We start from the raw sequence: 11,719 nt of genomic DNA, 5'->3' as shown, positions 1-11,719 counted from the left end.
TAACGCAAGGGGGTGCGCATGACGGGAAGGGCAGGGAGAGCCGTGAAGGCCGGGAACCAGGCAAGCGCCGGAGATCTGCTCGAACTCGTGCGCAGCGGCCGGGCCACGACACGCGGCGCGCTGCAGCAGGCCACCGGCCTGTCGCGGGCGACGGTCGGCCAGCGTCTCGACCGGCTCTTCCGCGCGGGCTGGCTGCGCGAGGGCGCGGGCGGCCCCGTCGACTCACCCCTCGGCGGCCGTCCCTCCATCACCCTCGAGTTCGACGACGAACACGCGGTCGTCCTCGCCGCCGACCTCGACACCCGGCACGGCCGCGCGGCCCTCCTCACCCTGACCGGCGAGATCCTGGCCGAGCACACCGGCGTCCTGGTGATCGACGAGGGCCCGGAGACGGTCCTCGGCGAACTCGGCCGCTGGTTCGCGGACCTGCTGGTGAAGGCCGGCCGGTCCGCCGGCGCGGTGTGCGGCATCGGGCTCGGGGTGCCGGGCCCCGTCGACAGCGACACCGGCCGCGTCGTGCAGCCGCCGATCATGCCCGGCTGGGACGGCTACGACATTAGGGGGCGCCTGGGCCGCGCCTTCGCCGAGTACGCCGCCGCCAGGCCGGACATCCCGGTCCTCGTGGACAACGACGCCAACCTCATGGCGTACGGCGAACAGCGCACCGGATACCCGGACTGCTCGGCGTTCGCCCTGGTCAAGGTCTCCACCGGTATCGGCGCCGGCATGGTCGTCGGCGGCACCATCTACCGGGGCGTCGACGGAGGCGCCGGCGACATCGGGCACATCCGGGTGGGCGCCGAGGCGCTGTGCCGGTGCGGTTCGTACGGCTGCCTGGCCGCCGTCGCGAGCGGCGGCGCCGTGGCGCGACGGCTCGCCGAGTCCGGGGTTCCGGCCGCCTCCGGCTCAGATGTGCGCGATCTGCTGACCGCCGGGCACCCGGAGGCGATGGCCCTCGCGCGGGAGGCGGGGCGGCAGGTCGGGGACGTACTGGCGACCGTGGTGACGCTGCTCAACCCCGGTGTTCTGATGATCGCCGGGGATTTGGCCGGAACTCCCTTCCTCACAGGCGTGCGCGAGCTGCTGTATCAGCGGGCGCTGCCCCGTTCCACCGCTCATCTGGACGTGGTGACCTCGCGGCTCGGGGAGCGGGCCGGGCTGGTGGGGGCCGGGGCGCTGGTCGTGGAGTACCTGTACGCCCCGGAGCGGGCCGAGGAGCGGCTGGCCGCGCTCGGGGTGTGACGAGTGCGCGGGCTGACGAGTGCGCGCGGGGCGGGCCGGGGCTGACGAGTGCGCGGGCTGACGAGCGCCCGGGTCTGTCGAGTGCCCGCGTTCGACAGGTCCCCCTTCGGGTGTGACATCCGCGTGTCGTGTCCGCATCGTGGTCCGCATGGTGAAATTTCGCTGCCTCAAGCGGCGTGATTCTCGCCACCCTTGATAGGGTTGGCGCTCAGATGAGCAGATCGTGAGCGACTGCACTTCCCTAAGGAGTGGCACTGAGTGCCACCCCATGATCGTTCATCGATTAAACTCAGACGTGTCGTACCCCGCTCAACTGAGCGCGTACGCGGATCTACGGGCGTTGATTCGTTCAAGAAGTGAAAACATCCCCTCCCAATGGCTTGCCAAGCCTTGACTTTCGATCTGCTGGCGGACGAGTGGTTACAGGCGCATGACGCGCAAGTGGACGTACCCAGGCGCCTTCGATCTGGGTATGTTCCCCCTCGTCAGGGCAGCCACCGCGACGTCGAGGAGTCGAGACTCGTGTCGGAAAACAAAGATCCCCACGTAGCTGAGAGCGGCGTCGAGGGCATGAAGTTCGTTTATGACTTCACCGAGGGCAACAAGGACCTCAAGGACCTCCTCGGCGGCAAGGGTGCGAACCTCGCCGAGATGACCAACCTGGGCCTTCCCGTCCCTCCGGGTTTCACGATCACCACCGAGGCGTGCAAGACGTACCTCGACAGTGGCGAGGAGCCGGCGGCACTGCGTGACGAGGTGAGTGCGCACCTCGAAGCCCTCGAGGCGAAGATGGGCAAGAAGCTCGGCCAGGCCGATGACCCGCTGCTCGTATCCGTCCGTTCCGGTGCGAAATTCTCCATGCCGGGCATGATGGACACCGTCCTGAACATCGGCCTCTCCGACAAGTCGGTACAGGGCCTCGCCCAGCAGGCCGGCGACGACCGCTTCGCGTGGGACTCGTACCGCCGTCTCATCCAGATGTTCGGCAAGACGGTCCTCGGCGTCGACGGCGAGCTGTTCGAGGACGCGCTTGAGGCGGCGAAGACGGCCAAGAAGGTCACCGTGGACACGGACCTTGAAGCCGCGGACCTCAAGAAGCTGGTCACCAAGTTCAAGAAGATCGTCAAGACCGAGGCCGGCCGCGACTTCCCGCAGGAGCCGCGCGAGCAGATGGACCTCGCCATCAAGGCGGTCTTCGACTCGTGGAACGGCGACCGCGCCAAGCTGTACCGCCGCCAGGAGCGCATCCCGCACGACCTCGGCACGGCCGTCAACATCTGTTCCATGGTCTTCGGCAACCTGGGCCCCGACTCCGGCACGGGCGTCGCCTTCACCCGGGACCCGGCCAGCGGCCACCAGGGCGTGTACGGCGACTACCTGCAGAACGCGCAGGGCGAGGACGTGGTGGCGGGCATCCGCAACACCGTCCCGCTCGCCGAGCTGGAGACGATCGACAAGAAGTCGTACGACCAGCTGATGCAGATCATGGAGACCCTGGAGAACCACTACAAGGATCTCTGCGACATCGAGTTCACCATCGAGCGCGGTCAGCTGTGGATGCTGCAGACCCGTGTCGGCAAGCGCACGGCGGGCGCGGCCTTCCGCATCGCCACGCAGCTGGTGGACCAGGGCCTGATCGACGAGGCGGAGGCGCTCCAGCGCGTCACCGGCGCCCAGCTCGCGCAGCTGATGTTCCCGCGCTTCGACGACCAGGCGAAGGTCGAGCAGATCGGCCGGGGCATCGCGGCCTCGCCGGGCGCCGCCGTCGGCAAGGCGGTCTTCGACTCGTACACCGCGATCAAGTGGTCGCGTTCGGGCGAGAAGGTCATCCTGATCCGCCGCGAGACCAACCCCGACGACCTCGACGGCATGATCGCGGCCGAGGGCATCCTGACCTCACGCGGCGGCAAGACCTCGCACGCGGCCGTGGTCGCGCGAGGCATGGGCAAGACCTGTGTGTGCGGCGCCGAGGAGCTCGAAGTCGACACCAAGCGCCGCCGCATGACGGCCCCGGGTGGTGTCGTGGTCGAGGAAGGCGACGTCGTCTCGATCGACGGCTCGACGGGCAAGGTCTACCTGGGCGAGGTCCCGGTCGTCCCGTCGCCGGTCGTCGAGTACTTCGAGGGCCGGATGCACGCGGGCGCCGACGACGCCGACGAGCTGGTCGCCGCCGTACACCGGATCATGGCGTACGCGGACCGGGTGCGCCGTCTTCGTGTCCGCGCCAACGCCGACAACGCGGAAGACGCCCTCCGGGCCCGCCGCTTCGGCGCCCAGGGCATCGGCCTGTGCCGCACCGAGCACATGTTCCTCGGTGACCGGCGTGAGCTCGTCGAGCGCCTGATCCTGGCGGACACGGACGCGGAGCGCGAGGACTCGCTGAAGGAGCTCCTGCCCCTCCAGAAGAAGGACTTCGTCGAGCTCTTCGAGGCGATGGACGGCCTTCCCGTGACGGTCCGTCTCCTGGACCCGCCGCTGCACGAGTTCCTGCCGGACATCACCGAGCTGTCCGTCCGAGTGGCGCTGGCGGAGTCCCGCAAGGACTCCAACGAGAACGACCTGCGCCTGCTCCAGGCGGTGCACCGCCTGCACGAGCAGAACCCGATGCTGGGCCTGCGCGGTGTGCGCCTCGGCCTCGTCATCCCCGGCCTGTTCACCATGCAGGTACGCGCCATCGCGGAGGCGGCGGCGGAACGCAAGAACGCCAAGGGCGACCCTCGCGCGGAGATCATGATCCCGCTCGTCGGCACCGTCCAGGAGCTGGAGATCGTCCGCGACGAGGCCGACCAGGTCATCGCGGAGGTCGAGGCGGCCACGGGCGTGCGCCTGAAGCTCGCCATCGGCACGATGATCGAGCTGCCGCGGGCGGCACTCACGGCGGGCCAGATCGCGGAGGCGGCGGAGTTCTTCTCCTTCGGCACGAACGACCTCACGCAGACCGTGTGGGGCTTCAGCCGTGACGACGTGGAGGCCTCCTTCTTCACGGCCTACCTGGAGAAGGGCATCTTCGGCGTCAGCCCCTTCGAGACGATCGACAAGGACGGCGTCGGCTCCCTCGTGAAGTCCGCCGTGAAGGCCGGCCGCGAGACCCGCCCCGACCTGAAGCTCGGCGTCTGCGGCGAGCACGGCGGCGACCCCGAGTCGGTCCACTTCTTCCACGAGGTCGGCCTCGACTACGTCTCCTGCTCACCGTTCCGGATTCCGGTCGCCCGCCTCGAAGCGGGCCGCGCGGCCTCCACGTCCAAGGGCAGCGACCACCGCTGACCCTTCCCCGGCCCCCGGGACCGTCGCCGGTCATCCTGACCCTCACCGACGCGGCAACGGTCTCGGCGCACCGAGAGAGGGCGGCACCCCTGTGCGGGGGGTGCCGCCCTCTCCCATGGCTTTGGGCTTTTCACCGAGGCGCAGAGCCATGTCGTTCTCAGAGATCTTCGTCGACGGGCTCGGGCTCGCGGGTGTATGCGAGGTCGCGTACGTAGCGTTCGGTGACGGGGCAGTTCTTCCAGGCTTCGATGAGCCAGTCTTCGGGGGCGTCGCCGTCGAGCATGCGGTTGACGGTACATCTCATCGGGCCCGCGGCCGCGGGTCTCGCAGCGCGCTCGCCTGGCCGCCGCGAGGCTCGGCGTACCTTGGTCGGGTCACTTGGTCGTGTGGGAAACGGAGAGGGATCCGTCATGGTGAGCTGGAAAGTGAGCGACATCCCCGATCAGCGGGGGCGTATCGCCGTCGTCACCGGCGCCAACAGCGGTCTCGGATACGTGACCGCACGGGAGCTGGCCCGCAAGGGCGCCCGTGTCGTGCTGGCCTGTCGCAGTGAGGCGCGGGGCGCCGAGGCCGGGGACCGGCTCGTGGCCGAAGTGCCGGGGGCCGAGGTGGAGTTCGCGCGGCTCGACCTCGGGGCGCTGGACTCCGTACGGGAGTTCGCGGACACCTATGCGTACGACCGGCTCGACCTCCTCGTCAACAACGCCGGCGTCATGGCGCTGCCCCTCGCCCGCACCGCCGACGGGTTCGAGACCCAGTTCGGCGTCAACCACCTCGGACACTTCGCCCTCACCGGGCTGCTGCTCCCGACGATCACCGCGACCCCGGGCGCCCGGGTCGTGACCGTGTCGAGCATCGTCCACGCGCTCGCCAACCTCGACATCGACGACCTCAACAGCGAGCGTCACGAGTACAAGAAGTGGATCGCCTATGCGCGGTCCAAGACTGCCAACCTTCTTTTCATCCATGAGCTGGCGCGGCGACTGGGAGCCGTCGGCTCCGATGTCGTCGCGGCCGCCGCTCATCCCGGGTACGCCTCCACCAACCTCCAGTCCGCCGGGCCCAGGCTGGAGGGGCGCAAGGGCGCCGAGTGGTTCATGGGGGTCGGCAATCGGGTCTTCGCGCAGAGCGCTGAGTCCGGTGCGCTGCCCACGCTGTACGCCGCCACCGCGCCCGGCGTCCGGCCCGACTCGTTCACCGGGCCCTCGTTCGCGATGTGGCGCGGGGCGCCGGCCACGTCCTGGCGGGCGGGGTGGACGCTCAACGACGCGGCGGGGGAACGGCTTTGGAGTGCGTCGGAGCAGCTGACCGGCATCACGTACGACGCGCTCAAGGCGTGACACCCGCGCCCCCCTCACCCCGACACGTTGCCGCAACGGCGCCTTCGTAATCGACCTGCATGGTTGATCGTTGGGCCGTGCATCGACGACGAACGAACGTCAGGGGGCACCTCATGACCATCAGCCGCAGGGCACTGCTCGCCACGGGGGCGGGCCTAGGACTGCTCACCGCCTGCGGGTCCAACACCGGGCGGGACGACGACGGCGGCGGCTCGGGGCCGAGGCTGTCGCAGTGGTACCACCAGTACGGCGAGACGGGCACCGAGCGGGCCGTGAAGCGGTACGCCGCCGCCTACAAGAAGGCGAACGTCAGCGTGCAGTGGCGGCCCGGCAACTACGACCAGCAGACCGCCGCCGCCCTGCTCACCGACTCAGGCCCGGACGTCTTCGAGGGCGGCCCCAACCTCGACCAGATCCAGGGCGGCCAGGTCGTCGATCTCACCGACCTGCTCGACGGCGTCAAGGACGACTTCAACCCGGCGGTGCTCACCCCGAAGACGTACGACGGGAAGATCTGGGGCATCCCGCAGGTCATCGACATGCAGTTGCTGTACTACCGCAAGAGCCTGTTGAGCGATGCGGGGGTGGAGCCGCCCACTACACGCGCTCATCGCCGTCGCCACGACCGTCGGTACGGTGATCCTCGCCTCGCTCGCCGGGTACGGCCTCGCCCGCATCCCCTACCGACACGCCAACAAGGTCTTCTACGCCATTCTCGGCACCCTGATGGTCGTCCCCGCCGCCGTCACCTGTACCGAGCTTCGTGCTCGTGTCGTCGCTGGGCTGGATCTCGACACTGCGCGGGCTGATCGTCCCCACCCTCTTCTCCGCCTTCGCCTGCTTCGTCTTCCGGCAGTACTTCCTCGGATTTCCACGGGAGTTGGAGGACGCGGCCCAGGTCGACGGGCTCGGCTACTGGCGGACGTACTGGCGCATCGTCGTGCCGAACTCCCGGCCCGTGTTCGCGGCCGTCGGTACGATCGTGTTCATCGGCGCGTGGAACTCCTTCCTGTGGCCGCTGGTGATCGGGCAGGACCGGGACGCGTGGACGGTGCAGGTCGCGCTGTCGTCGTTCACGACGTCCCAAGTCATCAGGCTGCACGAGCTGTTCATCGCCGCGGCCGTGTCGATCCTGCCGTTGCTGATCGTGTTCCTGTGCTTCCAGCGGTGGATCGTGGCAGGGGTGGAGCGGTCCGGCATCGACTAGGACCTGTCCTGGGCGGTACGGCTCACAGGGAGCCGCCGCTGTCGACCACCAGGTCCGTGCCGACGAGCGACGCCCGCGTCATCGGAGGCCAGGTAGAGGACGGCCGCCGCGACCTCCCGGGTGGCCGAAATCCGGCCGAGCGGGAGGGAGGCCTTCACGCGGTCGGTGCGCTCGGCCGCTGTCTCGCCGGGGCGCAGTGACATAGGGGTGTCGGTGGCGCCGGGGCTGACCACGTTGACGCGGACACCGTCGCGGATGTGATCCAGGGCCGCGCCACGGCTGACGGGGTTCAGACGGTACGTACGTCGTACACCGCCACACCCACCGCCTCGTCGTCCAGACACCGCCCCGACTCCAGGTCGAACCGCTGCTTGAGAAGCGGCGAGGCGACGAACGGGCGGCCCTGGTGGGTGCCGGTGAGCCCGCGGGAGAGCACCGCCGCCCCGCTGAACGGGTCGCGGTTGTCGATGGCGTACGTCCGTCCCGCGCGGTCGGCGAACAGCGCGACCTGGTGGCCGTCGGGCAGCAGCGCGGCGACTCCGCGGCCCGGGGTGAGCTGGGAGAGGTCACAGACCGTGAACCAGCCGTCTTCCATGCGGAGTTGGAGCTTCAGGGCCGTCGTCTCGGGTGCCAGGGTCATCGCTGGGCGCTTCCTTCCAGGGGGCGGTGTCCGATGGTCAGCAGCGGCAGGTCGGGCTTGATCTGGTCGCGCTCGGGGACGAAGCCGACGACCGGGTCGGGGGTGTCCGGGGCGTTCACGAAGGACACGAACCGGGCCAGCTTCTCGGGGTCGTTGATGGTCTCGGCCCACTCGTCGCGGTAGTTCGCCACGTGCGCCCGCATCAGCGACTCCAGCTCCTCGCAGATGCCGAGGGAGTCGTGCACGACCACATCGCGTACGTGGTCCAGGCCGCCGTCGATCCGCTCCAGCCAGGTGGAGGTGCGCTCCAGGCGGTCCGCGGTACGGATGTAGAACATCAGGAACCGGTCGATGAGGCGGACGAGTTCGGCGTCGGACAGGTCCTGGTCCAGCAGGTCGGCGTGGCGCGGGGTCGCGCCGCCGTTGCCGCCGACGTACAGGTTCCAGCCGCCGGCGGTGGCGATCACGCCGAAGTCCTTGGACTGGGCCTCGGCGCACTCGCGGGCGCAGCCGGAGACCGCCGACTTCAGCTTGTGCGGGGACCTGAGCCCGCGGTAGCGCAGCTCCAGGTCGATGGCCATGCGGACCGAGTCCTGGACGCCGTAGCGGCACCAGGTCTGGCCCACGCAGGACTTGACGGTGCGCAGGGCCTTTCCGTACGCGTGCCCGGACTCGAAGCCCGCGTCCACCAACCGCGCCCAGATCAGCGGGAGTTGCTCCACCCGCGCGCCGAACAGGTCGATGCGCTGGCCGCCGGTGATCTTCGTGTAGAGACCGAAGTCCCGTGCCACCTCGCCGATCACGATCAGCTTCTCGGGGGTGATCTCGCCGCCGGGGATGCGCGGGACGATCGAGTACGAGCCGTTCTTCTGGAGGTTGGCGAGGAAGTGGTCGTTGGTGTCCTGGAGCGCGGCCTGCTCTCCGTCCAGGACATAGCCGTCGGCGCCGATCGTCGGGGCGAGCGAGGCGATGATGGAGCCGACGGCCGGCTTGCAGACCTCGCAGCCGTCGCCGCCCCGGGCGCCCTCACGGCCGTAACGGTCCAGGAGCTGCTGGTAGGAGGTGATCCGCAGGGCGAGGACGATCTCGTACAGCTCCTCGCGGGTCTGTCCGAAGCAGCCGCACAGGCCGTGGTCGACCTCGACGCCGCTCGCCTCGAGCTCGTCGTTGATGAGCTGGCCGAGCACCTTGAGGCAACTGCCGCAGCCGGTACCGGCCTTGGTGCACTTCTTGACCTCCGGCACCGTGCCGCAGGAGTGCTCGGTGACCGCGCCGCGGATCGTGCCCTTGGTGACGTTGTGGCAGGAGCAGATGACGGCGGAGTCGGGGAGCGCGGAGGGCCCGAGGGCGACCGGGGCGCCCGCACCGGCCGGGAGCACCAGCTGCTCGGGGGCGATCGGCGGCACCGAACCGGTCAGGGCGCGCAGGGTGCCGTACGCGTCCGCGTCACCGATCAGGATGCCGCCGAGCAGCTCGCCGTCGCGGCCGATGACCAGCTTCTTGTACGTGCCCGAGCGCGAGTCGGCGTAGACGACGTCGAGGCAGTCGGCGCTCACCCCGTGCGCGTCCCCGAAGGACGCGACGTCCACGCCGAGGAGCTTGAGCTTGGTGGAGAGGTCCGCGCCCGTGAAGCTCGCCTCGTCCGCGGCGATCGTCGCGGCGGCCGTCTCGGCCATCTCGTAACCGGGCGCGACCAGACCGTACACGCGGCCGTCCGAGGCGAGCGCGCACTCGCCGATCGCGAAGACATGCGGATCGGAGGTGCGGCACTGCTCGTCGACCGTGATGCCGCCGCGCTCGCCGACGCCGAGCCCGGTGTCCCGGGCGAGCTGGTCGCGGGGGCGCACGCCTGCCGAGAACACCACCAGATCCGTGGCGAGTTCGGAGCCGTCGGACAGCTTCATGCCGCTCACGGCACCGTCGTCGCCGGTGACGATCTCCTGCGTGCCCGTGCCGGTGTGCACGCTCAGGCCCATGTCCTCGATGGTGCGCAGCAGCGCGGCGCCACCGCCCTCGTCGACCTGCACGGGCATCAGTCGCGGCGCGAACTCCACGATGTGCGTGGTCAGTCCGAGCCCCTTCAGCGCGCCCGCGGCTTCCAGCCCGAGCAGACCGCCGCCGACCACCGCGCCGGTCGTCGCCCGCGACTTCGCGTACGTCTCGATGGCGAGCAGGTCCTCGATCGTGCGGTAGACGAAGCAGCCCTCGGCGTCCTTGCCGGGGACCGGCGGGACGAAGGGGTAGGAACCGGTGGCGAGGACGAGGGTGTCGTACGCGACCAGCAGGCCCGAGCGGGCCGTCACCGTGCGGGCGTCCCGGTCGATGGTCTCGGCCGGGTCGCCGAGGTGCAGCTCGATCCCGTGCTCCTTGATGAACTCCTCATCGCTGAGCGAGAGTTCCTCCGGAGTGCGGCCCGAGAAGTACGAGGTGAGCTGGACCCGGTCGTATGCCGGGCGGGGCTCCTCGCACAGCACGACCACGCGGTGCGTGGCGGTCAGGCCGCGCTCGGCGAGCGCTTCGAGGAAGCGCTGGCCGACCATGCCATGGCCGACGAGCACGATCGTGGGGGTGCCCCCCAGGGTGGCGGTCATCAGGAGCCTCCGTCGTTGGTGAGCAGGTGGAGCAGGGGGGCGCCGTCGGCGGGGAGCGGCTCTGCTCCCTCCCAGGCGCGGGCGAGGGCGCCGACCGTGCCGAGTTCGCCGACGAGTACGCCACCGACCAGGCGGTCGTCACGGACGACGACCCTGCGGTAGGTGCCGCGGGTGGCGTCGGCGAGCTGGATGACGTCGTCGCCGGGGCGCGGGTCGGGTTCGCCGAACGCGGCGAGGTCGAAGGGGGCCAGGCCGCCGGAGAGGGTGAGGCGGGTCAGGGAACGGGTGCCGGTGTAGCGGGCGTTCACGTCGCCCGCGATCAACTCGGCTAGCACCTCCGCCTGTTCCAGTGCCGGTGTGGCCAAGCCGTAGAGCGTGCCCTCGTGTTGGGCGCAGTCGCCGATCGCCCGGATGTGCGGGTCGGACGTACGCAGTTCGTCGTCGACGAGGACGCCCTTGTGGACGGCGAGTCCCGCCTCCTGTGCGAGACCCACCCGGGGGTGGACGCCGCAGGCGAGGACGACGAGGTCGGCGTCGAGGGCGTACCCGTCGGCCATCTCCACCGAGCGGACCGCGCCGCCGACGCAGCGCACGTCACGTACCCGGCACTCGGTGTGCACCTCGACCCCCAGGTCCGTGAGGTGCCGGTGGACCAGACGGGAGGCGGCAGGGTCGAGCTGGCGCTCCATGAGCCGCTCGGACTGCTGGGCCAGCACCACCTGGGCGCCTCGCACGGCGAGCGCCCGGGCGGCCGAGACGCCGAGGAGGCCGCCGCCGATCACGACGGCACGGGCGCCGGGCCGTAGGGCCTTCGACAGGCCCAGGCAGTCGTCCATCGTGCGGAACGCGTGGACGCCTTCCGGGAGTTCGTGGTCGGGGGTGAACAGGCCGCGCAAGGGCGGCAGTACGGGGTTCGAGCCCGTCGCGAGGACCAGCGTGTCGTATGCGATCACCGAGCCGTCCGCGCAGCGCAGGGTGCGCGTGGCGCGGTCGATGCCGGTGACCCGGGCGCGGGTCAGCCGGCCCGGCGCCGGGAGGGCGATCACCTCGGGGGCGTACCGCCCGGCCAGGACCTCGGCGAGCAGGACGCGGTTGTACGGGGCGTGGTCCTCCTCGCCGACGAGCGTGACGGACACGGCGGGGCCGGCGGAGTCGCCGGTCGCACCGAGCTCTTCGAGCCGCCGGGCGAGCCGGGCGCCCGCGAGCCCGGCGCCGATCACCACCACACGCGTATTCGAGGTCATGACCACACCGTGCGTTGCCGGTGTTACCCGGTCGCATCACGGCTGTTTCCCGGGAGGAACGCTGCCCTCAGCGGGAGCGCGGTCCAGTTGTGAGGGTTCGGCACACGCGCTGGTGGGCGGGTGTGAGGTGGGGCTGACCGAACCCCCGCTCTCCGTGCGGGCACGATCGATCGCGGCCCGTCGGCACGGAA

The 11,719-nt window shown here is 70.3% G+C and carries 7 protein-coding genes and 3 pseudogenes; 5 read left to right on the top strand and 5 right to left on the bottom strand.

Annotated features, from left to right (window positions below):
- The first annotated feature begins 18 nt into the window (after positions 1–18).
- Entirely contained in the window at positions 19–1,242 is a 1,224-nt protein-coding gene (locus tag AB0D27_RS27960) for an ROK family protein (protein ID WP_362514255.1), read from the top strand.
- Between the two features lie 570 nt (positions 1,243–1,812).
- A complete protein-coding gene (gene ppdK / locus AB0D27_RS27955) occupies positions 1,813–4,506 on the top strand; it encodes a pyruvate, phosphate dikinase (protein ID WP_362514329.1) in 2,694 nt (897 codons plus the stop codon).
- A 157-nt stretch (positions 4,507–4,663) separates the two neighbouring features.
- On the opposite strand, the gene AB0D27_RS27950 is transcribed toward ppdK, so the two are convergent.
- Positions 4,664–4,789 carry a hypothetical protein gene (locus AB0D27_RS27950; RefSeq protein WP_362514252.1) on the bottom strand — a complete coding sequence of 42 codons (126 nt, stop codon included), beginning with the start codon at positions 4,787–4,789 and terminating at the stop codon, positions 4,664–4,666.
- Positions 4,790–4,916: 127 nt separating this feature from the next.
- Between AB0D27_RS27950 and AB0D27_RS27945 the strand changes: the two genes are divergently transcribed.
- From AB0D27_RS27945 to AB0D27_RS27935, 3 genes and pseudogenes are all read left to right on the top strand, one after another.
- A complete protein-coding gene (locus AB0D27_RS27945; protein WP_362514249.1) occupies positions 4,917–5,846 on the top strand; it encodes an oxidoreductase in 930 nt (309 codons plus the stop codon).
- A 113-nt stretch (positions 5,847–5,959) separates the two neighbouring features.
- Positions 5,960–6,448 (top strand): annotated as a pseudogene (locus AB0D27_RS27940) (extracellular solute-binding protein); the annotation flags it as partial.
- 1 nt (position 6,449) lies between these two features.
- Positions 6,450–7,053: pseudogene (locus AB0D27_RS27935) on the top strand (carbohydrate ABC transporter permease); the annotation flags it as partial.
- Positions 7,054–7,075: 22 nt separating this feature from the next.
- Here the strand turns inward: AB0D27_RS27935 and AB0D27_RS27930 are convergent.
- The 4 genes and pseudogenes from AB0D27_RS27930 to AB0D27_RS27915 form a co-directional block, all read right to left on the bottom strand.
- Positions 7,076–7,346, bottom strand: a pseudogene (locus AB0D27_RS27930) (SDR family oxidoreductase); the annotation flags it as partial.
- Complete coding sequence (gene nirD / locus AB0D27_RS27925) at positions 7,343–7,693, bottom strand: nitrite reductase small subunit NirD (protein ID WP_362514246.1); 351 nt, start codon at positions 7,691–7,693, stop codon at positions 7,343–7,345. The gene nirD and the pseudogene AB0D27_RS27930, both read right to left, overlap by 4 nt.
- The gene (nirB, locus tag AB0D27_RS27920) at positions 7,690–10,284 is read right to left on the bottom strand and encodes a nitrite reductase large subunit NirB (RefSeq protein WP_362514243.1); all 2,595 of its coding nucleotides are present in this window, start codon (positions 10,282–10,284) and stop codon (positions 7,690–7,692) included. The genes nirD and nirB overlap by 4 nt, the downstream gene beginning before the upstream one ends.
- Entirely contained in the window at positions 10,284–11,528 is a 1,245-nt protein-coding gene (locus AB0D27_RS27915) for an FAD-dependent oxidoreductase (protein ID WP_362514240.1), read from the bottom strand. Before AB0D27_RS27915 ends, nirB begins: the two co-directional genes overlap by 1 nt.
- Positions 11,529–11,719: the final 191 nt, after the last annotated feature.

It is taken from the genome of Streptomyces sp. NPDC048415 (genome assembly GCF_040651675.1).
Lineage (GTDB): Bacteria > Actinomycetota > Actinomycetes > Streptomycetales > Streptomycetaceae > Streptomyces.
This window is presented reverse-complemented; position numbering and strand designations above follow the sequence as displayed.

What these genes read in the sequence shown, in the direction of transcription:
- AB0D27_RS27945 (WP_362514249.1), top strand. Translation starts at nt 4,917, where the DNA reads ATGGTGAGCTGGAAAGTGAGCGACATCCCCGATCAGCGGGGGCGTATC.
- AB0D27_RS27950 (WP_362514252.1), bottom strand. Translation starts at nt 4,789, where the DNA reads ATGCTCGACGGCGACGCCCCCGAAGACTGGCTCATCGAAGCCTGGAAG.
- AB0D27_RS27915 (WP_362514240.1), bottom strand. Translation starts at nt 11,528, where the DNA reads ATGACCTCGAATACGCGTGTGGTGGTGATCGGCGCCGGGCTCGCGGGC.
- AB0D27_RS27960 (WP_362514255.1), top strand. Translation starts at nt 19, where the DNA reads ATGACGGGAAGGGCAGGGAGAGCCGTGAAGGCCGGGAACCAGGCAAGC.
- nirB (WP_362514243.1), bottom strand. Translation starts at nt 10,284, where the DNA reads ATGACCGCCACCCTGGGGGGCACCCCCACGATCGTGCTCGTCGGCCAT.
- ppdK (WP_362514329.1), top strand. Translation starts at nt 1,813, where the DNA reads ATGAAGTTCGTTTATGACTTCACCGAGGGCAACAAGGACCTCAAGGAC.
- nirD (WP_362514246.1), bottom strand. Translation starts at nt 7,693, where the DNA reads ATGACCCTGGCACCCGAGACGACGGCCCTGAAGCTCCAACTCCGCATG.